This is a genomic window from uncultured Campylobacter sp., from assembly GCF_938045345.1.
Classification (GTDB): Bacteria; Campylobacterota; Campylobacteria; order Campylobacterales; family Campylobacteraceae; genus Campylobacter_B.
Window position 1 is genome coordinate 1 of the sequence record NZ_CALIMS010000054.1, and the last position, 25,555, is coordinate 25,555.

At 49.2% G+C, this 25,555-nt stretch carries 21 protein-coding genes; all 21 read right to left on the bottom strand.

Translation table 11 applies throughout. The features are described from left to right. Window positions 1-1,902, bottom strand: a 1,902-nt coding sequence (ftsH, locus tag Q0144_RS09390) for an ATP-dependent zinc metalloprotease FtsH (protein WP_298063644.1), incomplete at its 3' end; no start/stop codon positions are given. Continuing rightward, entirely contained in the window at window positions 1,899-2,762 is an 864-nt protein-coding gene (locus Q0144_RS09395; RefSeq protein ID WP_298063646.1) for a 50S ribosomal protein L11 methyltransferase, read from the bottom strand. The genes Q0144_RS09395 and ftsH, both read right to left, overlap by 4 nt. A gap of 78 nt (window positions 2,763-2,840) precedes the next feature. Continuing rightward, window positions 2,841-3,548 carry a 1-(5-phosphoribosyl)-5-[(5-phosphoribosylamino)methylideneamino]imidazole-4-carboxamide isomerase gene (hisA, locus tag Q0144_RS09400; protein ID WP_298063648.1) on the bottom strand — a complete coding sequence of 236 codons (708 nt, stop codon included), beginning with the start codon at window positions 3,546-3,548 and terminating at the stop codon, window positions 2,841-2,843. Then, on the bottom strand, window positions 3,548-4,291 hold the full coding sequence (gene hisH, locus Q0144_RS09405) for an imidazole glycerol phosphate synthase subunit HisH (RefSeq protein WP_298063650.1): 744 nt from the start codon (window positions 4,289-4,291) through the stop codon (window positions 3,548-3,550). Before hisH ends, hisA begins: the two co-directional genes overlap by 1 nt. Further along, window positions 4,288-6,093 (bottom strand): nucleoside-diphosphate sugar epimerase/dehydratase, encoded by a 1,806-nt coding sequence (locus tag Q0144_RS09410; RefSeq protein WP_298063652.1) that lies wholly within the window; start codon window positions 6,091-6,093, stop codon window positions 4,288-4,290. The genes hisH and Q0144_RS09410 overlap by 4 nt, the downstream gene beginning before the upstream one ends. After that, entirely contained in the window at window positions 6,093-7,190 is a 1,098-nt protein-coding gene (gene pglE / locus Q0144_RS09415; protein WP_298063684.1) for a UDP-N-acetylbacillosamine transaminase, read from the bottom strand. The genes Q0144_RS09410 and pglE overlap by 1 nt, the downstream gene beginning before the upstream one ends. A 116-nt stretch (window positions 7,191-7,306) precedes the next feature. Then, a complete protein-coding gene (pglD, locus tag Q0144_RS09420; protein WP_298063654.1) occupies window positions 7,307-7,906 on the bottom strand; it encodes a UDP-N-acetylbacillosamine N-acetyltransferase in 600 nt (199 codons plus the stop codon). Next, window positions 7,893-8,498, bottom strand: coding sequence for an undecaprenyl phosphate N,N'-diacetylbacillosamine 1-phosphate transferase (gene pglC / locus Q0144_RS09425; protein WP_297918852.1), 606 nt, complete (start codon window positions 8,496-8,498; stop codon window positions 7,893-7,895). Before pglC ends, pglD begins: the two co-directional genes overlap by 14 nt. Beyond that, window positions 8,491-9,618 (bottom strand): glycosyltransferase family 4 protein, encoded by a 1,128-nt coding sequence (locus tag Q0144_RS09430; RefSeq protein ID WP_298063657.1) that lies wholly within the window; start codon window positions 9,616-9,618, stop codon window positions 8,491-8,493. Before Q0144_RS09430 ends, pglC begins: the two co-directional genes overlap by 8 nt. Before the next feature lie 72 nt (window positions 9,619-9,690). After that, complete coding sequence (locus tag Q0144_RS09435) at window positions 9,691-12,438, bottom strand: STT3 domain-containing protein (protein ID WP_366111474.1); 2,748 nt, start codon at window positions 12,436-12,438, stop codon at window positions 9,691-9,693. Window positions 12,439-12,440: 2 nt separating this feature from the next. After that, complete coding sequence (locus Q0144_RS09440; RefSeq protein WP_298063660.1) at window positions 12,441-13,559, bottom strand: glycosyltransferase; 1,119 nt, start codon at window positions 13,557-13,559, stop codon at window positions 12,441-12,443. Between the two features lie 249 nt (window positions 13,560-13,808). Continuing rightward, window positions 13,809-14,852: a glycosyltransferase gene (locus Q0144_RS09445; RefSeq protein WP_298063661.1), complete on the bottom strand. Its 1,044-nt coding sequence runs from the start codon at window positions 14,850-14,852 to the stop codon at window positions 13,809-13,811. Then, a complete protein-coding gene (locus Q0144_RS09450) occupies window positions 14,849-16,114 on the bottom strand; it encodes a glycosyltransferase (RefSeq protein WP_298063664.1) in 1,266 nt (421 codons plus the stop codon). Before Q0144_RS09450 ends, Q0144_RS09445 begins: the two co-directional genes overlap by 4 nt. Further along, window positions 16,114-17,193: a glycosyltransferase family 4 protein gene (locus Q0144_RS09455; RefSeq protein WP_298063666.1), complete on the bottom strand. Its 1,080-nt coding sequence runs from the start codon at window positions 17,191-17,193 to the stop codon at window positions 16,114-16,116. Before Q0144_RS09455 ends, Q0144_RS09450 begins: the two co-directional genes overlap by 1 nt. Before the next feature lies 1 nt (window position 17,194). Beyond that, window positions 17,195-18,256, bottom strand: a complete 1,062-nt coding sequence (locus Q0144_RS09460) for a polysaccharide pyruvyl transferase family protein (RefSeq protein ID WP_298063668.1) — start codon at window positions 18,254-18,256, stop codon at window positions 17,195-17,197. Beyond that, window positions 18,253-19,875 (bottom strand): Coenzyme F420 hydrogenase/dehydrogenase, beta subunit C-terminal domain, encoded by a 1,623-nt coding sequence (locus Q0144_RS09465; RefSeq protein WP_298063670.1) that lies wholly within the window; start codon window positions 19,873-19,875, stop codon window positions 18,253-18,255. The genes Q0144_RS09460 and Q0144_RS09465 overlap by 4 nt, the downstream gene beginning before the upstream one ends. Beyond that, entirely contained in the window at window positions 19,872-21,410 is a 1,539-nt protein-coding gene (locus Q0144_RS09470; protein ID WP_298063672.1) for an oligosaccharide flippase family protein, read from the bottom strand. The genes Q0144_RS09465 and Q0144_RS09470 overlap by 4 nt, the downstream gene beginning before the upstream one ends. Before the next feature lie 81 nt (window positions 21,411-21,491). Next, window positions 21,492-22,481, bottom strand: a complete 990-nt coding sequence (gene galE, locus Q0144_RS09475; protein WP_298063675.1) for a UDP-glucose 4-epimerase GalE — start codon at window positions 22,479-22,481, stop codon at window positions 21,492-21,494. 52 nt (window positions 22,482-22,533) lie between these two features. Next, a complete protein-coding gene (locus Q0144_RS09480; protein WP_298063676.1) occupies window positions 22,534-23,388 on the bottom strand; it encodes a DNA ligase in 855 nt (284 codons plus the stop codon). Then, the gene (locus Q0144_RS09485) at window positions 23,378-24,739 is read right to left on the bottom strand and encodes a ribonuclease H-like domain-containing protein (RefSeq protein ID WP_298063679.1); all 1,362 of its coding nucleotides are present in this window, start codon (window positions 24,737-24,739) and stop codon (window positions 23,378-23,380) included. Before Q0144_RS09485 ends, Q0144_RS09480 begins: the two co-directional genes overlap by 11 nt. Window positions 24,740-24,794: 55 nt before the next feature. After that, the coding region (fabI, locus tag Q0144_RS09490; protein WP_298063681.1) for an enoyl-ACP reductase FabI at window positions 24,795-25,555 on the bottom strand (761 nt) is incomplete at its 5' end.

Consider the following 25,555-nt stretch of genomic DNA (forward strand, 5'->3'; position numbering starts at 1 on the left):
TCGCACCAGACGGGTAGGCATACCGTTATCTTTTTCAAATTTAGAGATGATCTCCACGATCTGCTCGCCAGAGACCGTCTCCTTCTCATACAGCGCCTTCACCATCTCCTCGATCGCCGGAGCGTAGGTCCTTAGCGTCTCTTTTACCGCCGCATAGCGCTCATCCAGCGTCTTGCGAACATATTCGTCGATCTTAACCGCCGTTACCTCGCTGTAATCCTTGATGCTCTGTCCGCCGTTTAGGAAGGAATACTGCTGCTTTTCTAGCACCGCAAGCCCGAGCGCCTCGGTCATTCCGACCTGAGTAGCCATAAATTTAAGCATATCAGTAGCGCGCTGCAAATCGTTGCCCGCGCCGTCGGTGATCTCGCCCAAAAACACATCTTCCGCCGCGCGCCCTGCCAAAAACGTATCGATCTCAGCAAAAATTTCATGGCGCTGATGCAGATATCTATTTTCAAATGGCGAATTTAGCGTGTATCCCGCAGCGCTCAATCCGCGCGGCACGATAGTTACTTTAGATACCGGCATCGCGCCTTTGGTAAGCTCGGCGATGAGCGCATGGCCGCTTTCGTGGTAGGCGACGATTCGCTTTTCGATCGGGCTTACGCGGCGCGATTTTTTAGCCAGTCCGATACCGACGCGTTCGATCGCTTCAAGTAGGTCTTTTTGCTCGACCTCCGCCTTTGCCTCGCGACCCGCTAAAAGCGCGGCTTCGTTGATGATATTTGCAAGATCGGCTCCCGCAAAGCCCACGGTAAGGCGCGCGATCTCTTCGATATCGATGTCGCGGGCAAATTTAACGTCGCGCATATGCACCTTTAAAATCGCCATTCTGCCGTCAAAATCGGGTCTATCGACCAAAACCTGTCTATCGAATCTGCCCGGACGCAGAAGCGCCGCATCAAGCGTCTCCGGGCGGTTGGTAGCCGCAAGGACGATCACCGGGCTTGATTCCGAGCCGAAGCCGTCCATCTCGGCAAGTAGCTGATTTAGCGTCTGTTCGCGCTCGTCGTTACCTCCGCCGATGCCGCCCGCGGTTCTGCTTTTGCCGATCGCGTCGATCTCGTCGATAAAAACGATCGCCGGAGCCTGCTTTTTAGCGTTATCAAACAGATCCCTCACCCTGCTAGCGCCCACGCCTACAAACATCTCGATGAAGCTCGAGCCCGATACCGAAAAAAACGGCACGTCCGCTTCGCCCGCGACAGCCTTGGCTAGCAGCGTCTTACCCGTACCGGGAGGACCCACTAAAAGCACGCCTTTTGGAATTTTAGCCCCGAGGCTGATATATCGCTCGGGGTTTTTTAAGAAATCTACGATCTCCTTAACCTCCTCTTTCGCCTCTTCGACGCCCGCGACATCGCTAAATTTGACCTTCGGCTTTTCGGCGCTTACTAGGTTTTTAGAGCTTCCGATGCCGAGCACGCCGCCGCCCATATTGCGCTGCATGCGGTTGGCCAAAAACATCCAAATTCCAAAGAAAATCACGAGCGGCAAGACCCAGCTAAAGAGCAGATCGGTCAAAAAGTTACTCTCGTTATACGCGCCGTATGGAATTTTGCGCGATTCTAAAATTTGAACTAGCTCGGGATCATCCACGCGCTTGGCGGTGTAGATTACGTTGCCGACTTGCGCTTTAATCGTGGAGCTTCCAATGGAAACCATGCTTACTTGAGAGTTTTTGATTTGCGATTTTAGCTCGGAGTAAGTTACGTTTCTGCTCTCGCCCGAGACGGAGCCCAGCACTCCACCGCTATCAAATCCGCCACTTGGGGATATCGCTTTAAACACGACTATCAAAATAAGCGCAAAAATAATAAAAACGCCGATCGGATTTTTATTAAAAAAATTGTTTCCGCCGCCGTTTTGGGGGGGTTGATTATTTGGGTTGTTATTCATATTTTCCTTTCATAAACGAAGCTAAGCCATTCGTTTTGCTTTTTCATCTGCACGAAATTTAAATCCGAAAAGGCTTGCTCTATCCTATCTTTATATTTTTCTAAAATTCCCGACAGCACGAGCTTGCCGCCGGGTTTTAACGCTTTTTTCAGATCCGCGCTTAGGATCAAAATCACGTCTGCGATTATATTTGCGACGACGAGATCAAACTGCGGCTGCGCGGCTACGCTTGAGCTTTGCTCACCCAAGTTTGAAACGCTGCCGAGCCAAATTTGATCGATCTGCACGCCGTTTTTCTCGGCGTTTTGGTGCGTAGCGGCCACCGCCTGCTCGTCGGTATCGCAGGCGCTTACCTTTGTGCCCAGTTTTTTCATCGCGATACTTAAAATTCCGCTGCCGCAGCCCACGTCAAGCGCGCTCATGCCATCGCGAGCAAGCTCGCTAAGCAGCGCCAGGCACATATTGGTGCTTTCGTGATGACCTGAACCAAACGCCAGCGCAGGATCGATCAGCAGATCGATTAGCGCGCAATCTTGCGATCTTTCGCACCAGCTCGGACGGACGTAAAATTTGCCGACTGCCACGGGCGCGACGCCTTTTTTATACTGCTCGATCCAATCGATATTAGGCTTCTTTGAAATTTCGATCTGCAGATCGGCGTCTAAATTGAGAGAGCGCGCGAGCGCCTTTTTAAACTCTTCAAACGCAAATTTTAAATTTTGCAGATCCTCTTCGTCGCGAATTATGAAATGCCCGCCGCGTTCTTCGACACAGGTAACGCCGAGCTCAAACGCAAAGCTCTTAAAAAGTTCGCTTGCATTCGTGCTTTTTACGATCATCTCATAAAAAAAATCTTTCATCGCCTCACATCGCCTTTAAATTTTAAAATTTGCATATTACTAAAATTTAGTTCAAACTTTGCTTACGCTAGGGCGTTTTTATAGAGCTTCAAACGCCTTTTTAAGATCGAGCGTGCCCTCGTAATACGCCTTGCCGACGATGACGCCTGCGATAGAGCCTGCGTTTTTTAGCGCGATTATGTCGTTCATATCTTTCACGCCGCCGCTTGCGATAGTATCGATGCCGCAAGCTTTCGCGATAGAGCGGCTAAATTCTACGTTTACGCCGCTTAGCATCCCGTCGCGCGATATGTCGGTGCAGATGATCGCGCAAACGCCAGCGTCCGCGTAGTCTCGCGCCAAATCGGTCGCTTTTACGCAGCTTAGCTCCGCCCAGCCCTCGGTCGCTACGAGCCCGTCTTTTGCGTCTATGCCCACGACTATGCGGTAAAGCTTCGCCATTCTCCTTACGAAATCTCTATTTTTAAGCGCCGCCGAGCCCAGGATAAATCTATCGACGCCCAAGCTCAAATACTCCTTTATGCGCGCTTCGTCGCGGATGCCGCCGCCCACTTCGACGCGCAAGCGAGTGCTTTTTACGATCCGCTCGATAGCTTTGAAATTTACCGCCTCGCCAGCAAACGCGCCGTCGAGATCAACCAGATGCAGCCATTTAGCGCCGAGATCTTCAAATTTTTTGGCTAGCTCGCAGGGGTCATTGGAATAAATTTTTGCGCTTTGCATCTCGCCCTTGCTAAGGCGCACGGCGCATCCTTGTTTCAGATCGATCGCAGGGAAAATCTCCATCACAGCTCCGTAAAATTTTTAATGATTTTTATGCCCGCATCGTGGCTTTTTTCGGGATGCGGCTGAAAGGCAAATACGTTTTCGCGCCAAATCGCGCTTGCAAACTCATAGCCGTAAAACGTGCTCGCAAGCGTGATCTCGCGCGCGCAAAGGACGTGGTAGGAGTGCACGAAATACAGATACTCAAACTCGCCTAAGCCCCCGTTTATCGGCGAGCGCTTGATAAAATGCGCGCTGTTCCAGCCGACGTGTGGGATCTTTAGATTTTCGGCGCGAGCGGAATTTTGCCCGCAGCGCTCGCCAGGCTCTGCCCCGTCTGAATTAAATTCCGCCTCGCCCGATCTAAATTTTGTATTTTTTCTAAATTTTATATTTTCGGACCTGGATTCCGCCCCCCGAATATTAAATTTCGTTTTGTCAAATTTCACGACGCGACCGGGTAGAATTCCAAGCCCGCTACGCGCGCCGAATTCTTCGCTTTGTTCAAACAGAAGCTGCATCCCTAGGCAGATGCCTAAAAAATATCTGCCGCTTGCGACGAACTCTTTAATCGCTTCGTCCATACCGCTTGCGCAAAGCCTATCCATCGCCTCGCCGAATGCGCCAACGCCCGGAAGCAGAGCTTTATCGCAGCTCAAAAGCTCCTCAGGGCTGCGCGCGAGAGTAAATTTAGCGCCGCAAAAACTAAGCGCGTTCATCACGCTTCGGATATTGCCCGCGCCGTAATCCACGATACCGATCAAGCCGTGCCCTTCATATCGTTTAATCGGTGCGAAAACTCGGGCACGATGCGCTTTAGCTTATCCGCAACCTGCGCGTCCTCACACTCGCTAAGCTCCTCGATCTGCGAGCTTAGCTCTTTCAGGTCGTATTTTGCGGAGTGGGTTACGAAGATTGATTGATACTTCGTGCTCTTGTCGTTTTCGTCGATCAAAAGCTCCTCATAAAGCTTCTCGCCTGGGCGCAGACCGACAAATTTAATGCCAAGCTCCTCCTTACCGGCAAGCTGCAGCATTCGCTTGGCAAGATCGGCGATCCTTACGGGCTCGCCCATATCCAGCACGAAAAGCTCGCCGCCCTGCGCGATAGAGGCGGCTTGAAGCACGAGCTGGCACGCCTCGCTAACGAGCATAAAATATCTCGTAATCTCGGGGTGCGTAACGGTAAGCGGCTCGTTCGCTTCGATCTGGCGTTTAAATTTAGGGATGACGCTGCCGCTTGAGCCGAGCACGTTTCCGAAGCGCACCGCTACGATCTGCGTGTCGCTTGCCGCGTTGTTGGAATTTAGCGCGTAAAGCTCGCAGATACGCTTCGTAGTGCCCATAATGTTCGTCGGCCGAACCGCCTTATCGGTCGAGATCAAAACGACCTTTTTCGCGCCATATTTTTTGGACAGATCGATTACATTTTTTGTGCCGACGATATTGTTCTTGACCGCTAAATGCGGATTAAATTCGCATAGCGGCACGTGCTTATACGCCGCTGCGTGCACGACTACCTCGGGACGAAATTCTGCAAAAACCTCCTCCAGCTCATGGCGATAAACGACGTTTATCATCTTTAGCTCGTTACGCGCGTCCGCGCCCGTAGCTTCGTTGATCGAGTAGAGATTAAACTCGCTGTGTTCGACCATGATAAGACGCTTTGCGCCGAATTTTAAACACTGCTTGCAAATTTCGCTTCCTATCGTGCCGCCCGCGCCCGTTACCAGCACGATCTTGTCTTTGATAAAATTTTCGATCGCCTTGGTGTCGAGGTCTTTGGGCTTGCGCGCGAGCAGATCCTCGATCGATACGTCGCGGATCTTTTTGCTCTCATCCTCCAAAAGCGAAAAGAGTTTAATATCCTTTAGCCCGTATGCAAAAAGCTCGTCGTAGAGCTGTTTTAGCTCGTCCGGATACAGCGCCAATGCGATGATCGCGGTTTTGGCGCCGCTGTCTTTGATCATCTGCGGAATTTCGCTCTTGGCTCTGACTACGTAGTTTTCGCAATAGGTCCCTACTAGCTCTGCCCGCCCGTCCACGACGCCCACCGGATAGTAGTTGATATATTTTTGCCGCATACCTTTTAGGACGTGAAAGGTCTTGCTCGTAGCGCCTACGACAATGCAGGGCTCGTTATTCGTGATATTTTTCTTCTCACTTAAAAACATCCGCTTTGAAATTCTAATCCCACCGATTAAAATAAACGAGATCGCCGCATCGATGATGATGACCGAGCGCGGGAATGGGTTAAAAATTTTACTCGCTAGAAAAAACAGGATTAAAAAGGTAAGCGCTGCCATCACGTGCGCGTAGAAGAGCTTTCTTGCTTCGTATAGCCCGAAAAATCTCCACGGAACTAAATAGATCCGCAAAAACCAAAAATAGAAAATTTTAATCGCAGTAAGACTCGAGGCGCTAAGCAGCGCGCCTTTATAAAATTCGTTCGGTATATCTCCGCTAAATCGCAGCAAAAACGCGATGTAAACGGAGAGGATCGAGATAAAAATATCTCCTAGCAAAAAAAACGCGAAGCGGCTAAATTTAGTGGGTTTTAACAGCATTAGATGTTTTCTTTTACGATTTTTACGACGCGTTCGATCGTCTCGTCGCTCATATCGGTGCCGCTAGGAAGGCAGATGCCGCGACTGAACATATCCTCGCTCGTGCCGTCAACTACGCTAAGCGCGCCTGCGAAGATGCTTTGCAGATGCATCGGCTTCCAAAGCGGACGAGATTCGATATCGGCTTTATTTAGCGCATCGATTACCTTTAGATGAGCGTCTTTTTTCTTAAATAATAGCGTTGTAAGCCATCTATTGCCCTCGCCGCCTTCTACTTCGGGCATAAACTCTACGTCGGTGCCTCTAAACAGATCCTCGTAAATTTTAAAAATTTCGCGTTTTCTCTTTACGCGCTGCGGCAAGACCTCCATCTGACCTACGCCGATAGCGCCTAAGACGTTGCTTAAGCGGTAGTTATAGCCGTAGTCCTTGTGCTCGTAGTGAAGCAGCGGCTCGCGCGCCTGGGTGCTTAAAAATCTAGCCTTAGCCACTAGCTCCTCATCGTTTGAGATCAGCATGCCGCCGCCTGAAGTAGTGATGATTTTATTGCCATTAAAGCTTAGCGCGCCGCATTTTCCGATACCGCCTAATGCTTTACCCTTATAAAATCCGCCCAGCGCCTCTGCGGCATCCTCGATAACATCAATGCCTTCGTTCGCGCAAATTTCGCATATTTCATCCATCTTCGCAGCCTGTCCGTAAAGATGCGTAACGACGAGCACATTTGGCTTTTTCGGCGATTTTTTGATCGCTTCTTTAAGCAGCTTCGGGCTTAAATTCCAACTCTCGTCGCTGTCTATCAGCACCGGCACGCAGCGCTCGTAAAATATCGGATTTAGCGACGCCATGAAGGTAAACGTGGAGCCAAGCACCACGTCGCCGTCCTTTACGCCGCTGCAGCGAAGCGCTAGATGAAGCGCCGCCGTGCCTGCGTTTAGTGCCAGTGCAGCGCGCGTGCCAGTATAGGACTTCACTGCGTCCTCAAAGCGATTAACGTATTCGCCCAAAGGCGCGATATAGTTACTCTCAAATACCTTTTTTATATACTCAAGCTCATCGCCACCCATATTCGGCGGGCTTAAAAATACTCTTGCCATCTCTATCCTTCCTTGATCTTTAAATTTAACCTCGCGCGTCGCAAGGCTAAATTTAGCTTTCGGCATAAAATTTAAATGCTCGGATTTTATCACTTTTAATGCTATAAATTTTAAATTCAGCCATTTTTTTTAATCACGCGAGCAGGCACGCCTACGGCTACGCTGTCGCTAGCTATGTCGCGCACCACTACAGCGCCCGCGCCGATTATGCAGCACTGCCCGATACTTAGCCTCTGAATGACGCTGGCACCGATTCCAATGTGCGAAAACGCCCCCACTTTCACGCCGCCCGCAAGCGCTGCGTTTGGGCTAATGTGCGCGAACTCGCCGATCTCGCACTCATGCTCGATTACGACGCCTGAATTGATTATCGCGCCGCGACCAATTTTAGCTCGCGCGTTTATCACGGCGCCGGGCATTACGACCGTACCCTCGCCGATGACGGCGCTTGGGCTAACGATGGCGCTTTGATGAATTAGCGTCGCTATCTCAAAACCTGCGCGCGCTACCCTCTCTTGTATCTTTGCGCGGGTTTTATTATCGCCGATTGCGATTATTACGGGGTGCTTCGGCAGATCCTTGCTAAATTTCAATCCCGCAGCGTCGTCTAAAAAAACGACCTCGCTAAATTTAGCTCCACGCGCAGCTAGCGCGACGTCGGCGACCACCAGCCCGTGTCCGCTCGCGCCGTAAACGTAAATTTTAGTTGTGCCCATTAAATTTCTCCGTCGTCGCCATACCCTCTTTATTCACGCCCTCTTTTGCAAGCACTTTTTTAATCGTCAAAAGCGCGATCTTAAGATCGAGCGCGAAGCTTAAATTCTGCGCGTAATACGTGTCGAACTCAAATTTTTTCTCCCAGCTGATTGCGTTGCGACCGTTTACCTGTGCAAGCCCCGTGATGCCCGGGCGCACGCTGTGTCGCAGACGCTGCTGCGGCGAATAAAGCGGCAAATATTCGATCAGCAGCGGGCGCGGCCCGATGAAGCTCATATCGCCCTTTAGCACGTTAAAAAGCTGCGGCAGCTCATCCAGGCTTAGCGCGCGGATCTTTTTGCCGTAATCGTTCAGCCGCGCTTCGTCGGGCAGAAGCTCGCCGTCCGCACCGCGCTCGTCGCTCATCGTTTTAAATTTGTAAATTTTAAAAATTTGCTCGTCAAGCCCAGGGCGAGATTGCGTAAAAATCGCGCTTTTGCTAATGTGCTTGCGGATCAAGAACCACGTAAGCGCCATCACGGGCGAAACCAAAATGATCAAAACCAAAGCCGCCGTAAAATCGAGCGCGCGCTTTAAAAAACACCTATACATCGATAAATTTCCTATAAACCTCTAAATATTTTTCCGTGACGATCTTTTCGTCGTAATTTGCAAGCACCATCTCGCGTCCGTTTTGCCCGAGCCTCTCGCAAAGCGCAGCATCGTCCAATAAAATTTCGATCTTTCGCGCAAGATCACCCGCGTCGCGAGTGCGGCATATTAAACCGTTGACGCCATCTTGCACCGCCTCGACACAACCGCTGCAGTCGCTTACCACGCAGGCTCGCGCCATGCTCATCGCCTCTAAAACCGTGCGCGGAAAGCCCTCCTTGTAGCTAGGAAGTGCTAGCAGGTAACTAGCCTTCAAAAGCTCTGGCACATCATTTCTGGCACCCAGATAATGCACCGCACCGCTTCGCAAAAACGCAGGATCAGCGGTGCTTTTATTGCCCGCAAAACCCTCGCCCACAAAGACAAATTTTGCATCCGATCGATCTTTTAAAATTTCTGCTGCTTCGTAGAATTCTCTCACGCCCTTATGCCACATCGCGCGAGCTATCATCAGCACGATTTTTTTGCCGTGCAAATCCTCGCCCAGATCCGCCGCACTAACGGTTTCGGGGTTGAATCTTTCAGCATCTACGCCTACACTTTTAATCCTTATGACCTTTTGCTTCGCAATAAGCCCGCGAGATAGCATATAATTGGGATCGGCATCGTTTACAAATACGCAAGCATCCGCCTGCGAAAATGAAAATTTATAAAGCTTCTCCAAAACCGCTCGCACAAGCCTTGTTTTAATATCATCGTCGATATAAAAGCTGCCCAGCCCCTCGACTAAGTTTATCACATATTTTATACCCGCCTCTCGAGCCGCCAGTGTACCAAACACGTTTGATTTATGCGCGGCTGTTTGCAGCAGGTCCAAATTTAGCCTCTTTAGCTCGCGCGCAAGGGCTTTGGTGTTGCTAAATACGGTAAGCGGATTTAGGCTCGCTCGATCAAGATCGTAGGTTATGGCATTAAAATCACGCGCTAAATCCTGCGTATAAGCGCCGCGAGGAGCAATTGCAAAAACCTCGTGCCCGCGCTCTTTTAAAGCCTGCATTATCGGGCGGCGAAAGAAATGTAAGCTCATATCGGCATGGCTTAAAAACCCTATGCGAGCCATATGCTGCATTCCTTGTTTGGCGTTGCGAGATTAAATTTCATAAATTTCTCCTTAGCTTGCGGCAAAATTTATCTAGCGCTTTAATTTATAAACTTTCACAGCAGGGCTTAAGATCACAGGCTCGAATAGCTCGGGTCTATATCTTTCAAATACAAAAAGCTGAATGTAGCTTGAGTTTAGCATCGTCTTATCTAGCAGCAAAAATCGCCCGTAATCGCGCATGAAAATCACGTAAAATTGCGCGCTGCTGTCCATATTAAACTCCTTGACCGCAAGCTTGCCGTTCGCGTCGTAGCTTGTTTCGTAAAAGGTATTGATCGCGAATTTTCTGCCGCTATACTCTAAATTTAAAAGGCTCGGTGAGATCGAAAAGCCGTTGTCCATATGCACGCCGCTTTGATCCTGAACGAACCTATCGCTCGTTATGAAAAACAGCTCGCCCAGCTGCTTGCCGTCGGTGATGTCGATGTTTGAAAACTGCGTGACGACGGGAAAGATATTCATCATACGATCGGGCAAGATGTAATAGATGTCGCGCGTAGGCTTCGGCGGCTTAAAATCAGCCAGTCCTAAGCTTAAGATAAAGTCATTTACGTCCGTGGCGTTATAATCTTTTAAAATTTGCTTTAGCTTGTTTGGAATTTTTTCGCTATATCCGCGCTCGGTGTATTCGACATCTAGGCGCGCCATATTTGCAGAGCTCATCTGATCTCTAAAAAGCGCAAAGCTAACGGGGAAATTATCGTTGCCGAGGTGTTTGCCGCCGTCGATGAGGGTCTTTACATCGCTGTAATAGCGTATGCCATATCCGTAGTCCCACCACGAAAGGGCGTAATCCTCGCGCTGCGCCTTATCTTTGAGCTCGTCAAGCACCCGCACCTCGCTTTGATAAAAGACCGTATCGACCTTGTACGAAACTATGTGCTGCCATGCGGGGTAAATGGCAAGCGCCGTCAAAATAAGCAGTATCGCGCGCCCCGCGATCTTTGGCAGATCCAAGCGCTTTACGCAAAAATACAAAATATATCCGAAGCTCAGCCCCATCACGCCCACGGCGTAGATCGTAAATCTAAGGCCTGCTTTGTTCGCCGCAAAGCCCAAAAGCAGAAGCGGGATCGAGAGCAAAAATTCTTTATGCCTAAAGCAAAGCACTAAATATCCGATCGTCGCGATCACGAAAACCGCGACGTGCGAGCTGATGCGTTCCATAAAGATATTAGTTGGCACGATGCCCGATTCTTGGATTGTTTGATTGACGTTGAAAAAATGAAATGCCGTATCGGCGTTGTCCGCAAGGGAGCGGAAGATATAAAATTTCGCCTGAAAGATGATCGGGCTAAGACCTCCGTTTGCGACGAAAAAGACTATGGCAAGCGCACCGATAATCGCTAAAATTTTAAAATTTAATAGCTTTCCTCTAAACGCAAAGAGCCAAAATAGCGCAAGTGAGATTAAAATTTTAGCTACCAAAGGCGTGGAACAAAGCGCGATCAAAAAGATAATCATCGCTTCGTAATTCACCCTGCTTTTTCGCTTGAAAATCAGCGTGTAGGCGAAAAACATGGCGAGCATCATGGAATTTAGCGAGAAGCTGGACGGATACCACCACATATAAAATATCGTAAACGCGCCCAGCCAAAACAGCGTGCTGCGCGAGCCGCGCGTGCAAATGCGGATGAGCGCCCACAAAATACACATCGCAAGCACGATATTTAGCATATCGGTGTCGTAATACCCCGCCATAGTGCGGTTGTAGTAGCTATTCGCCACGCTCGCGACAAGCGCGCCGATGAAGCCCGCACGCATGCAGCGAAACTCGCTTGAGATCAGCAAGATCGGCACTACGATGAGCGAGCTAAACAAAGCCGGCAGATAAACGAAGATCGTCTCGATTTTAAAGGGCAAAATTTCAGCCAAAAACGCCGTCACGATCGAAAGCGGTGCACTAAAGTAGCTAAGATCGTTGGGCTGATGAAAGCCGGCGAGGCGATCGCGCGCGCCCTCTGCAAAGGCGTAGCCGTCGTTGGTGTTTATCATCAGCTCGCCGTTCCAAAAAAAGTAATTCGGAAAGCCGCTCGCCCAATGCACCCACCACATGCGAAACGCCACGCTAAAGACAAACGCGAACACAATCATCAGCAAAATATGCTTGGAGAACTCATAATTTTTTATAAAGCCAAAAATTCTGCGCCTAGCAGGAAGCGCGCCAGCTGCCTGATCTTTAGAATTCTGGGAATTTTCCGTTGTGGGGCTTTTAGAATTATCAGAATTTATGCCGTTTGTAGAATTTAAAGCACTTGCGGAATTCGCATTTTTAAATTTAGCCAAATTAGCGGCTTTTGCGGAATTTTTATTTGTAGAATTTTTGCTCGTGGAATTTGTAGCGCCCTTTAAATTTGAGTTTGTAGAATTTGTGCCTGCGGAATTTTCAGAATTTACCGAGGTAGAATTTCGTCCGCTTAATTTTTTAGCCTTTTTGGATTTTTTTTGTGCTCGCATTTTTGCAGAAACAGCGCGCGTTTGATCGTCGCTTAAATTTTTAACGCCGGCGTGCGCGGAATTTTTGCTCGCAGAATTTTTTGCATCAAGCGCGGAATTGTTATCGCTCTGAGGCGCGGTATCCTCGCTACCCTTAAGCTCGGCATTTTCGCCGTTAAAATTCTCTCCACCGCCTGCGGAATACTCTGCGTCAAAATTTCCCCCACTAGCGAAATTTTCGCTTAGGGCAGCTTTGTCGGCACCCATTGATTGCGCGCCTTTTTGATCGTCCAATCCTTCGTCGATCTCTCTAACGCTAAAAGCCTTTTTTTCTTCACCCACGCCTATTTTCCTTCGTCAATTTGTTCTATTTTTGCGATCAGCTCGCTTGCTATCCGTTTTTTATCGAAAAACGAGGCTCTAATTTTAGCCTTTTTCTCATAAAATTTTACATAATTTTCATCATCCAGCGCTTTTTGCATCGCCGCTTGGGTGCTTTCTAGATCGTTTACGCCCACTAGCACGCCCCATTCGCTTTGCCCCATAAGCTCGCGCGCGCCGCTTTGATGATCGCTTGAAATTACGAGCTTGCCGCACGCAAGCGCCTCGATGAGCGCGTTTGAAAACCCCTCAAAAAGGCTTACGAAGACGAACGCATAGCATCTAGCCATATATTTATACGGATTTGCGTCAAAGCCCAAAAGCTTCACGCGACCGCTTAAGCCCAGCTCCTCTATCAGGGCCTCAAGCTCTGCTCGCAGCACGCCGTCGCCCAAGATCAGCAGGTCTTTGTCGTTATTTTTTAAATTTGCATACGCGCGGATCAAAAGCGCGTGGTTTTTACCCGCATCGAGCCTGCCGACGCTTAGGAAAAACGACCGCTCCTGCGCGACCTGCTCGCTTGCTTTGCGACCGATCTCATCTAAATCGATCGCATTATACAGCACGCTCATCTTGCACTCATCAATCCCGAAATTATCCGCCAGATCGCGCAAATTTCCAAGCGAGTTGGGGAAGATAAAATCGGCCTTCGGATAGAGCTTGCGCAGCAAAAATTTTGAAATTTTGGATTTGAAGCTCGCATCTTTATACAGCACCGACGGCGTCGAGCATTCGTTAAAAATCATCGTTCCGCCCAATCCGCAAACTCGCGCCAGCGCCGCCACGTAACACGGGCGGTTCATCCAAACAAAGTGAATATCAATGCCTAAGCGCTCGCATAGCTTTTTGTAGCGCAGCGCCAAAAACGGCAGCTTTGCAAGCTTCAGCAGCCCGTTTTCAAAGGGGGCTGATTTTTCGATGAAATGGATCTGCACGTCGCTTGGAATTTCATAAAAAATTCTATCGTTCATCAGCACCATATGTACCTCATAGCGTGCCGTAAGCTCGCCTAAGAGGTTGCTTACGACGCGCTCGGCGCCGCCGCCTCCCATCGAATAGATAAAAACGCTTAATTTCTTCATCCCTTTACCTTTTAAATTTCTGCCGCGCTATAAATTTAAGCTTTGCTCGCGCCTTTTTATGCGAGCATGCGCCGCGCAATCTGTTTAAATTTAGCGCATTTTGCGCTACCTCCAAGCGGGCAAAATTTCATCGCGCGATGCGGCTTTGTAAATTTAGCCGCGCCGATACGCTCGGACGCAAGAGCCTATCTTAGCACACCGAAGTTTAAATTTAATCCCTGCGCGCCCTAGGGCATCGATAAGCGGCTGCTATTTGCGCGCAAACTGATCGATCAAGCCCTGCCAGAGCTTAATGATGCGCTCTTGCGAAAACTCGTCTAAATTTTCATTTGCATTTTGCACGAGAGCGTCTCGCAGTGCCTCATCGCTCATTAAAATTTCAAGCTTGCTCGCAAGCTCATTCGCATCGCCGCGTTTAAACAAAATGCCGCTAAGGCCGTCCTTTATGAGCTCTTTTGCACCCGCTGTATCACTGCTAAGCCGTGCGCAGCCGTAAAATGCAGACTCGATCAGCACGTTCGAAAGCCCTTCATTAAGCGAACTGAGCACAAAAATTTTGGCTTCTTTATACAGTTCGCTCACGTCCTGTTTGTGCCCTAAAAATCGCACTTCAAGCCCAAGCCGCGCCACGAGCTCGCGCAAGCTTTCGCGCAGCGAGCCGTCGCCCGCGATTAAAATTTCCCACTTCGCAAGCAGGCTTTTATCGATCCTGCTTAACGCGTCAAAGTAAATTTCATACCCCTTGACGGGCTCGAGCCTGCCGACGCTTAAGATCACGTTTCGCTTAGTGCTTTTAGCGCCATCAATCTCGCCGAAAAAGGGGTTGTGTACGACGAAGCAGTTTTTGACAAATCGCGAATAGTACTCAAAGTCCGAACGCGTAAGCACCGTAAGCGCGTCCGCTTTTTTGTAGCACAGATCGCGCACGCGGCTAAAAAGCCCGCTTCGCAGATAATCGTGCGCGTTGTGCTCGGTCGCGATGAGTGGAATTTTAAGTCCGAAATTTGCGATCACGCACGCTACGTTCGTCCAGTCCATAAAGCTGATGATGACGCTTGGGCGCTCGCGCTTGAAACACTCGCGCAAAATTCTGTATTTATCGAACCTGCCGCCGTTTTTATAAACATCTAGATGCAAAAATTTTATCTTTTCGCTAAATTTATACCTGCCCTCGTCGTTTTCCAAAATCGCGATCGTAACGTCGTTTGCGCGCGCAAAATGGTTCGCCAAGACCTGCAGCACGCGCTCGGCGCCGCCGTTTCTAAGAGCTGCGATGACGAATAAAATTTTCATTTTAGCTTCCGATAAATTTTATAAAATAGCCGCAAAAGCGCGGGGCTAGCGTAAAACAAGACCATCATCAGCGTCTGCGTGCGGCTTGCATGCGCCGCGAAAAATCCAAAATCCAGCCGCTCGCGCACCAAAGCGTGCAGTGAGCGGATCTGATCCACAGCTTCTGCAGCGCTTAAAGGAGAGCGGGGATCTGCGATCTTTCTTTGCGACGCAGAATTCTGCTCGGAATTTCGCATATAATTTTGCTCGGAGGAATTTTTAAATGCGGAATTTTTACCGCATGCGCAAGATAAACTATCAGCACCGCGCAAATCCGCTTCGTTTGCTAAGCTGCACGTATTAGCCTCGGAAGGAAAAGTTGCATCTCCATCCAAGCCCGCAGGATCAAAGCTTGATTTGATGATTAAAAACGCCGTATTCAGCGCGGACTCGCAGCGAGTAAAATTAGCCTCACGCGCCAAGCTTGGATAATTCGCAGCGATCGCCTCAGTATAGCGGCGCACCGCAGCGATGACCGCTAGATGCCTGCGCGCAAATGAGTTTACGGTCGAGCCCGCCCTTACGCGGTAAAAATATAAAATTTCATCCGTGCACGCCGTAATAGAAGCGTTAAAAATATCAAAAAATATCGCCACATCCTCATAGATTTGCCCCGTAGGAAAGCGCAAAGCAGTGAAAATTTCGCGAGCAAACAGCGCGCGCCAAACCGCGGTGCTAAAATACGGATCCTGCGTGCAGCTGCGTCTAAAAAGCTCTTGCGGCGATATTTTGTATTCGCCTGCGCTGGCATTTGAATTTACGATCCTTCCCGGATTGCTAATCTCTTTAGAATTTTGATTTTCTTTAGAATTCAAAGCCGCCTTGAAATTATTTATTTCGCTCTCGTCGCTAAATGCCGTGTAGCCGCACATAGCGATTTTGGTGCAAAATTTCTGCGTCAGGCAAAAAAGCGTCTCAATCAAATCAAAGCTTATCAAATCATCGCTGTCTACGAAGCTGATAAACTCCCCGCGAGCGACATCTAAAGCAGCGTTTCGTGCACTAGCCTGCCCGCCATTTAGCTTATGCAGCACTCGCACACGAGGATCACGTGCAGCGTATTCGTCACAAATCGCCTCGCTGCCGTCATTTGAGCCATCATCTACGAGCAAAATTTCTAAGTTCGTATAGGTCTGAGCCGTAATGCGCTCCACGCAAGCGCGCAGGAATTCTTTGACATTATAAACGGGAATGATGACCGAGATTAGGGGATTTGCGCTCATTATTCCTCCCTGTGTATCGTAGCGGCTATGAAATCCAGCCAGCGTCGCCCGATCGTTTCAATTTTAAAGCTCTCCTCACGCTTGGAGGCGTTTTGCACGAGCCGCTCGCGTAGCTTCTCGTCACTCATTAGAATTTCAAGCTTTTTAGCGATGCTCGCGCTATCGCCTACAGGGCACAAAAACCCATCTACGCCGTCGCTTATAAGCTCGCTAGGACCTGCGATGCAATCTGTAGAAATTCTAGCGGTGCCGAAAAATATACTCTCCATCAAAATATTGCAAAAGCCCTCCATCTTGGAGGTTACGACTACGATTTTAGCACGCTCGTAAAGGCTCTCGATATCGCGCACAAAGCCGATGAACTGCACATTTAAGCGCAGCTTCGCAGCTAGACTCTCAAGGCTCTTTCGCTCCTCTCCGTCGCCTGCGATCACCACCTTCCACTCTTTTAAAAGATTGAAATCTATAAGCGCAAGCGCCTTAAGAAGGACATCAAAGCCCTTATAGACATTGAGCCGGCCGGCTGCTAGGATGATATTTTCTTTAGGCGGGCGGGCCTCTTTAGCATGGCTGATCTCAAACATCGGATTAGGCATAATCACGCGATTTTGCACATATGTGTAATGATCCAGATCGAATTTACTAAGCACACTAAGACCTGCAGCCCTCGGATAAAAGATCCGCTTGAGAGCTCGCCAGATCGGACTTTTTAAAAAACGATGATTGGTGTGTTCGGAGACGATGATTTTCTGCCCGACTCCTAGATTTGCGATAAGCGTAAGGACATTGGTATTATCTAAAAATGAGATTACTACGTCAAATTTACGACTTTTTAGAAGCCTATGCAAGGCTAAAATTTTATCGTAGCGCTTTTTTATATTGCCAAATACTCCTAAATCGCCTACTCCTAAATCCAAGCTAATAAGCTCGATCTTAGGATCTAGCGCGTAAAACGGCTCGTCTGCGTCAAATTTTATCACACAGACTTCATTCTCGCGGCAGAAAAAATTTGCCAGCACGCTTAGCACGCGCTCGGCACCGCCCTTGCCTAAAGCAGAAATTACCATAGCTATTTTCATTTTATGAGCCTAAACTTGTTTTTAAAAATTTCATCGAGTCCTCTCTTTTACGGCGCAACGCCTCATTTACACTATCCCAATCGATAGTCGCGTCCAACCGCGCGTCTTTGGGATCTTGCAAAGCTCTATCTTCAAGCCCGAACGAGCCCAAAAGCGAGCTAAAGCGCGACGCGCCGCGACTGGCATTAACGAGCACAAAAAACGGCTTATTAAAGATTATGGAAAATACGCAGCCGTGAAATGAGTCGGTTAGCACAAACTCCGCGCCCGCAATAGCGCTTAACCATGCTTTTATGCCGATGCGGTTGCCGCGGTCGTTCACCTCATATATCTCTAGGCCGCTTTGCTTTTTTAGTAGCTCTATCGCCGCTTCAGAGCGAGGCGATGGATCTAGGATATAGGCAAAACCCTTGCGCTGCGGTGCATGGCTTAAAAATTTATCGTAAATCTCTTTGTTAGCCAAAAGTGTAGGATCCAGTACCAAGTGCGCATCTACGCCAAAGCATTCGCGTGCAAGCTTTACACCATCGCACTCACGCACCGAAATAGCTTTAAATTTAGCCAAATTTGCAGCGTGAGCTTTTAAATCTGCGGGATTTTTAAGCCCACAGAGCCTATCTCCGCCGAAGCTTGCAGCATAGGCGATCCGCGTGCAGTTAGGCGGCAAAAATCCAAGGCTAAAGCAATCTGCAAAATCCGCAAAATAGCTAGGACGAAAAACCTGATCGCTTCCTAAAATCACCGCTTCAAAGCGTTCTTTCTCGCACAGCGCTTTTAAATCCGCAGGCGTGCAAACAGGCGCGGTTAAAGGAATATTTTCCGCTACAAACTCGCTAGTATCGCGCTCGTAAGAGGGATTAAATTTCGCGCCGCAAAGCTCCTTTTTAAGTGCGCATGCCATTAAAAATTTAATATACGCAATCGATAGTTTACTTCTTTGCAGGCGCAAGTTTATGAGACGTGGCTCATGCCCTAGCCCCATTAGCACGCGACTTAGCGCATAAGCTTGTAAAATTCCGCCGTAATTATTTACTAGCGGCAGGGTAAAAATCCCGATCTTCATGCAAACTTCCTATAAATTTTATATGCCGCGATCTTTGGTAGCGCCAAAAGCGCTAGCACTTTATTCGCAGCGGCAATTTTTTTAAGCCTAGCAGCGATGAAATCATCACAATCAAAATGCGTAGCGCTATATCGCTGGATCTGAAGCTTCTGGCGCAAGATGTAACGCCTAAGCGGATTTTTCGCGCCGTAGAAAATTTCGTTTTTGCACTCCACCTGGCTTTGCTGCGAGCGCTGCACCTCCGCTGCGGATATCCGCTCGCAAAAAATCGCCTCGCGTGCCTGCTTCGTAGGCTGCGAAAACAGCGCGTCGATCTGAGCTGTGCGCGTAATTACGAGCGATGTGCCGCGCCACTCGCTTATTTCGCTTTGTAGCCACGCATCCATCAGCACGACGTCGGCGCATTTGGCAAAAACGTCGGTGCAGGCGTTGCACGCAAGAGGCGTAAAAGCGCGCGAACTCCAGTACGCAAAGGCGCTACTACTGCGATCATCTATCGCCTCGCTGCCGTCTATAGCGCTGAATTTAAAGCCAAAGCTCATCGCGCTTTTGCCCGCGATTTTATATCTGTAATTAACCGCCGCGAGCTGCTTACGCTCTTTAAACGCAAGATCTGCCAGCTTATGCGTAAAACCAGCACCCTTGCCCTGTCCGCAAACCAGCCCAATAATAAAGCTTATGCGGGATTTAAGGCGCGGATTTTTACTCGCAGCAAGCCTTAAGGCCTTGGCAAAACACGGCAGCGCGCTAATCGCGTATCTGCCCTCACGGCGCGACATCTCTTTTAGCACTGTTTCAAGCGTGAGCGGATAGTAAGCGGACGAGCGCGCGCGAGTAAGCTCATCGGCATTTTTTATCACGCTAAATTTAAATAGCGGCACGGAATTTTCGCCCGTATAATTTCGCGTGTTTTTAGAATTCTCGCAAGCAAAATTCTGCACTGATACGGAATTTTTACAAGAAGCTTTAGAATTCTGCGCGAAATTTTCATTTGTAAAATTCTGCACGGAATTCTGCGTAAAATTTTCGCAAAAGGAATTTTGCGTACTCGTAAAATTTATAGAATCATCATCCGCCAAATTCTGCGTTAAATTCGGAATTGCGGAATTCTGTTCGGAATTTTTGGTTGCGGAATTTTGCAAATTCTGTGGCTGCGCTAAATTATTGCAGGCAGAAAAATCCCGCTTGGGATTTTGGGCTATAAAATCCCCCTCGTCCGCAGGCACGGCGCAAATCGCGTAATCTATGAGCCCGCGCGCAAAAAGCTCGCGAAAAATATAATCTCCCGCGCCGCCGCTTGCACTGCTTAGGCGCTGCGCTTCATCTTTTTTGTAGAATTTGTAAGTGGCTAAAAATCTGCCAAAATCAGGACCAAAGCTTTCCAGCTCTGAGTATGATTTAGAATTTAGCTCATTTTCAAGCATGTCTTTTTCGTAAAATGGGCAGACTTTTAGACAAATATCACATTTGTCGCGGCACCCTTCGCCCTCCTCGGGCGCGTAAAATCCATTGCCTCCAAGCCGCATTTTTAGCACGCTAAAAGGGCAGCTGCTCGCGCAGACGCCGCAGCCGATACAGCGGTCTTTCGTAACTACTTCGCTAATTACATTGAAGCTCAAGCCCGCCTCCTTATCTTTGCCGCAATTCCGCCAAAAATCGCGCGTTCGTAGTCATTCATCGCCCAAAAATACGCGCTTAGCACAAACATAGCCGAATAAAGCCCGCCGCAAATTAGCAAAAAGCTCACTCCATGCAAGCCTAGTGCATAATTTATCACTAGGCTTGCTGCGATTGCAGGAGCAAATTTTACTACCATCGCGCCGATATTTCGCCAAAATTTAGCGATGTCAAGTCCGATTACACGAGCATAGTAGATATTCATCACGCAGATATTTAGCAAGGTGATAGCAAAAGCCGTGCCGCACGCAGCGCCCACGCCACCGTAAGCCTTAGCTAGCGGGATAGAAATAGCGATATTTACGAGCGTGACGCAAAACGCGGCGATTGAGCGAAATTTGACTTTGTTTTTTGCCTGAAGCACGGCTAGGCCTAAATTTTGAATCAACGGCACGCTTACTGGAAGCACCAAAATAAGCGCGATCGCGTATGAAATTTCATAATTTGCGCCAGCCCATAGCACGATAAACTCCCGCCCAAAAATCACCAAAAGCGACGCGATAAAAAATATCACGTAAAATTGCAACCTGCCTATTTTGATAAATTCTGCGCTAAGCTCGGAATCAGTGGAGTTGGCAGAAACCATTTTGGCAATTTTAGGAAGCATTACGCCGCTAATGGTGAGCGAAAGCGTGACGAAAGTGGCATTTATTGTGCTTGCTACGGCATACGTGGAGACCGCTGTAGCGCCTGCGACCGCGCCTAAGATAAAATTATCGACATTCCAGTTTACTTGATCGACTACGATGCCTAAAAATATAAAAAACGAGTAGCCAAAAATTTGCTTAAGCGTGGAGGCGTCGAAATTTCGCACGCTTATCACGGGCGAGACTTTACGCTTGCAGTAGATGAAATCTGCCGCGACGCAGATTAAATTTACCGCCGTAGCGATGATTACGATCGCGATAGCCTTATATCCCAAAAGTAGCGCAGGCACCGCAGCTAGTGGCAGAGCGATCGTACGAAAGATCCCAATTAGCTTGATAAATACGAAATTCTCATGCGCCGTAAGGATCGACGAATAGATGCTAAAAGGAAAGCTAATCGCTAAATTTACAGTTAGTAGCATTAGCATAATGCGAATTTCGCCCATCTCACTAGCGCTTAGCTTAGCGCCAAAAATCGCGTGCAGATTAGCTAGCAGCGCAGCTCCTGCAATCACGATCACCGCGCTCATTACCAAATACACGCTAAAAATCGTGCCGTGCAGCTTATGCATGCGCTCCACTTCGCCGCTTGAGACGTATTTGGCGGTATAGACCGTCACGGCGTTACCAAAGCCTAAATCCAAAATCGCCAAATAGCCAATAACACTGCTAGCTAAAGAATACAGCCCAAACTCGCTCTGCCCCAGCGCCCGCAGAAAAAACGGCGTATAAACCAAAGTAAGTATCGTAGAAACAAAGATATTCACATACGATAGCACGACGCCGAGCTTGCGCTGCGCGGCTTCGGGGGCGTTTAGAATTTTAAGCAAACAAGGCTTCCTTTTGCTCGCCGCTATTAAACGCGGCGGAGTAAAATTTTAAAATTTCAAATCGCACTTTCACGCTAGAACCTAGAGCTTTTTTTCCCAATTAAGCGCGCTTAGGATGATCTCATCCAAGCTCTCGTGCTCAGGCTGCCAAGAGGTTTTGGTGCGAATTTTATCCGCGTTTGAGATGAGGCAGGCAGGATCCCCCGCTCTGCGCGGAGCGATCTGCACTTTAAAATCCACGCCGCTTACTTTTTTAGCTTCATTGACGACCTCTTTTACGCTAAAGCCCGTGCCATATCCTACGTTAAAGACCGCGCTATCATTGCTTTGCAGATAATCAAGCACTGCCAGATGCGCGCTTGCGAGGTCCTCTACGTGGATGTAGTCGCGGATGCAGGTGCCGTCTTTGGTGTCGTAATCATCGCCGAAGATGCTCATCTTATCGCGCTTGCCGACGATCGTTTGGGTCGCAACCTTAATTAGATGTGTCGCGTTCGGGTAGTTTTGCCCGATCGTGCCGTCGCTAGCCGCGCCTGCCACATTGAAGTAGCGCAAAATTCCGTATTTAAAATTCGGATTTGCCGCCGCCGTATCTTTTAGTACCCACTCGACCATCAGCTTGCTTCTGCCGTACGGATTGATCGGGTTTTGCGGAGTTTCCTCGCTTACTTGTGGGATATCCGGCTCGCCGTAGGTTGCTGCCGTGGAGCTAAATATGAAGTCTTTCACGCCGTATTTGTTCGCAAGCGCGATCAAATTCATCGCGTTGGCGGTGTTATTTAGGTAGTATTTTAGCGGATTTTGCGTGCTTTCAAAAACCTCGATAAACGCCGCAAAGTGAATGATCGCATCAAACTTCTCGCGCCCAAAAAGCTTCTCGATTGCGGGGGTATTTTCTAGGCTTTCCTGCACGAACTCAAACTCGCCCACGTCGCGAAGCGCCTCGATCGCTCGCATTGAGCCTTTGCAAAGATTATCCAGTATGACGACGTCGTGGCGGTTCGCTTCTAAAAGCGCCTTTGCAACGTGGCTGCCGATATATCCCGCGCCGCCTGTGATTAAAATTTTCATCTCTTCTCCTTCGGATCAAATTTATCAAAATACGCGATTATAGCCCCTTAGATTAAATCTCCGGTCGCACGCGCAAAAATACGGGGAAGCGCGGCTTTTTTTCGCGGGTTAAATTTTGGTATTGATAGGTGATGATCGTGCCTACCTTAGGCGGATTTGCCCGCATTTCGTCGCTAAAGCCCGTGCCTACTTTAAATTTCACCCCGCTACGTAGATCCACGCAGCTAAGCGAACCCATCTTACCCTCGTTTTTGCCGTAGCCCGGGTTGATTTTTACGACCTTGCAATCGCTATCGTGCGTCTTTTTGTATTTTAAAATTTTATCGCTGCGCCCGCTCTCATAAAGCGCGTTTGGATCGCGCAGTACGACCCCCTCGCCGCCCGCGGCGATGACGCGATCAAAATACGCCTGCACGTCGGCGTGCGTGCTTACCGGAGTTTGCTGCACGATGAGCAAATTTTGCGCGCCGCTTGAGGCGATAAAATTTCTTAAAATTTCCATCTTCGCGCTTAGGTTTTTCTGCTCCTTCGGCAGGTCAAACGCATAAAATTTTACCCTGCTCCAGCGCTCATCGGGCACGCTAGAAGAGACGATCGAAACGAGCTGTTCAAACTCTCCGCGCGCCGTGTATAGCTCGCCGTCTACGAAAAACGGCGGAAAGCCCGCGCTCCAGCCCTCAGGAGCGTTTATGATCTTGCCGCGTCTGGAGCGCAGATTACGCCCGTCCCAGATCGCGCGCACGCCGTCTAGCTTCTCGCTGATCACCCAGCCCGTGATATTCATGCCCGGGACGTACTCTTTAAGCAGCATCGGTTTAAATTTAGCCTCATCCGCGACCGCGCCGCAGGCCAAAAATAGCGCACCCAAAACCGCGCCTTTTAAAATTTTAAAAATTTCACTTCGCATATGCCGCTAGCTCCCTTTCTATAAAGTCGCAAAAAACGGGCGTATAGCTCATGCCCGCGCACTCTTTTTGCAAAAATTCGCCCATCACCGCGATATAATTTAGATAATCGTCCTTGGTGATCTTGCCGCGCAAAAGCTCGTATTTTAAAAACAGCCAGTAGGTGTTGAGCACGTCGGATCTGCAGTACTCGTCGATCTTGGCCTGCTCGCCTGCGTAATACAGCTGCAGGACTTGATCGCCGCGCACGTCGTATTTGCCGGGAAGGCCCACGCTGGCGCAGATATGATCGAGCTTGAGTCCGCGAATGGCACCAAAATCGCTGATGTGATCGAGCAAGTCCAGATGGAACCGCCCGTCGTAGCGGCTGCGGTAGTTCTCCCATTTGCTCTTGTTGTTATCGCGATCGTTCGTCTCAAAATACGCTGCGGCGCTTAGATCATAGCACATCGCGCGCGCCATAATCATCGGCAGATCGAACCCGCGCCCGTTGAAACTCACTAGCCGCGGATTAAAATCCTCGATGAAGGCTAGGAATTTTGCGATTTTATCGCGCTCGTTCTCGCCATCAAGCGTCGAGACGCGCAAAAATCTGCCGAATCCGTCCGCCATCACGGCGCTAATGCTAACGACGCGGTGGAAGCAGACGGGCAGGAATTCGCTGCCGGTTTTTTCTTTGAAAATCTCCATCGCCCTAAGCGAGAGCAATTTGTGGTTTAAAATTTTGCTTTTATCCGCGTTAAAGATCAATTGCTCGCCGTAAATTTTAAAATTTAGCGCGTTTAACGCGAGATCTTGCGCGGAATTTGAAGCGAGATTTTCGCTCTTTAAGCTTTGGGATGCGGAGCTTTGAGGCGTAGAGCTTTCCGCCGCGAAATTCTGAGGCACAGGGCTTCGGAGAGTAGAATTTTCCGTCGCAGAGCTCTGCGCTGCGGAGCTTTGAGGCGCGGTATCGTCATAGGTTAAATTTAGCGACGCAGAATTTTTGGGCGCCGTATTTTGCGACATGAAATTTTCGCTCGTAAAATTTCCCTGCGCGAGATTTTCAGCGGAATTTTCACTGGCGAAGCTTTGAGACGCGACGTCTTGCTGCGTAAAGCTTTGCAGTGCAGAATTTTGCTCGAAATTTTCTATTTTAAAATTCTGCTCCGCCGAATTTACAGCAAAATTTAAAGACGCGCTTTGCTTCTCGCCGCCGATCTTTTGCGAGAGCTGCGCGTCAAGAAGCCTTGCGAAGCTTTTTTTATCGAAAGGCTCGAAGCAGCCCGCTATCGCATCCTCATCTAGCACCCGCACCAGCGCCGCTACGTCGGGGATCGTCTCGCAATCAAATACGCAGATGTAATCTTTCATTTTCTACCTTTAAATTTTGCGGCGCGCGTCAAATTTTGCCTTTTTACGTGTCGTTTTACTCGGTCTTGGCTGCATCCCACGCAAGGATCGTCTTACCCTCGGCGTCGGTCGCCACGTCGCCCATACCCATGATGTTGTAGCCGCAGTCGACGTAGTGCACCTCGCCGGTCACGCCGCTGGCTAGGTCGCTAAGCAGGTACATCGCGCTGTTGCCAACATCATGCGTCGTGACGTTGCGTTTTAGTGGGCTGTTTACCTCGTTGTAGCGTAAAATCATCCTAAAGTCGCCTATGCCGCTTGCCGCAAGCGTTTTGATCGGGCCTGCGCTGATGGCGTTCACGCGGATACCGCGCGCGCCAAGATCGTGAGCTAGGTAGCGCACGGAGCTTTCAAGAGCCGCTTTTGCGACGCCCATAACGTTGTAGTGAGGCACGAATTTCGGCCCTCCAAGGTAGGTTAGCGTGAGCACCGAGCCGCCATCTTTTAGCACCGGCAGAACCGCGCGTGTGAGGCTTAGCAGCGAATAAACGCTCGTGCCCATCGCGATATCAAAGGCCTCTTTTGTAGTATTTACAAACTCGCCCTCTAGCGCTTCTTTGGGCGCGTAGGCCACCGCATGCACGACGAAATCTATCTCGCCAAGATCTGCTTTGATGCGATCTGCAAGCCCGTCCAGGTGAGCTTGGTTGTTTACGTCGAGCTCATAGACGAATTTGCTACCAAACTCCTCTGCGATCGGCTCTACGCGCTTTTTCAGAGCGTCGTTTAGGTAGGTAAACGCCATCTGCGCACCCTGGGCGTGACAAGCTTCGGCGA

Excerpts from the sequence above, each read along its gene's own strand:
- Q0144_RS09395 (WP_298063646.1), bottom strand. The coding sequence starts at position 2,762 with ATGAAAGATTTTTTTTATGAGATGATCGTAAAAAGCACGAATGCAAGC.
- hisA (WP_298063648.1), bottom strand. The coding sequence starts at position 3,548 with ATGGAGATTTTCCCTGCGATCGATCTGAAACAAGGATGCGCCGTGCGC.
- Q0144_RS09410 (WP_298063652.1), bottom strand. The coding sequence starts at position 6,093 with ATGCTGTTAAAACCCACTAAATTTAGCCGCTTCGCGTTTTTTTTGCTA.
- pglE (WP_298063684.1), bottom strand. The coding sequence starts at position 7,190 with ATGGCAAGAGTATTTTTAAGCCCGCCGAATATGGGTGGCGATGAGCTT.
- pglD (WP_298063654.1), bottom strand. The coding sequence starts at position 7,906 with ATGGGCACAACTAAAATTTACGTTTACGGCGCGAGCGGACACGGGCTG.
- pglC (WP_297918852.1), bottom strand. The coding sequence starts at position 8,498 with ATGTATAGGTGTTTTTTAAAGCGCGCGCTCGATTTTACGGCGGCTTTG.
- Q0144_RS09430 (WP_298063657.1), bottom strand. The coding sequence starts at position 9,618 with ATGGCTCGCATAGGGTTTTTAAGCCATGCCGATATGAGCTTACATTTC.
- Q0144_RS09440 (WP_298063660.1), bottom strand. The coding sequence starts at position 13,559 with ATGAAGAAATTAAGCGTTTTTATCTATTCGATGGGAGGCGGCGGCGCC.
- Q0144_RS09445 (WP_298063661.1), bottom strand. The coding sequence starts at position 14,852 with ATGAAAATTTTATTCGTCATCGCAGCTCTTAGAAACGGCGGCGCCGAG.
- Q0144_RS09450 (WP_298063664.1), bottom strand. The coding sequence starts at position 16,114 with ATGAGCGCAAATCCCCTAATCTCGGTCATCATTCCCGTTTATAATGTC.
- Q0144_RS09455 (WP_298063666.1), bottom strand. The coding sequence starts at position 17,193 with ATGAAAATAGCTATGGTAATTTCTGCTTTAGGCAAGGGCGGTGCCGAG.
- Q0144_RS09460 (WP_298063668.1), bottom strand. The coding sequence starts at position 18,256 with ATGAAGATCGGGATTTTTACCCTGCCGCTAGTAAATAATTACGGCGGA.
- galE (WP_298063675.1), bottom strand. The coding sequence starts at position 22,481 with ATGAAAATTTTAATCACAGGCGGCGCGGGATATATCGGCAGCCACGTT.
- Q0144_RS09480 (WP_298063676.1), bottom strand. The coding sequence starts at position 23,388 with ATGCGAAGTGAAATTTTTAAAATTTTAAAAGGCGCGGTTTTGGGTGCG.
- Q0144_RS09485 (WP_298063679.1), bottom strand. The coding sequence starts at position 24,739 with ATGAAAGATTACATCTGCGTATTTGATTGCGAGACGATCCCCGACGTA.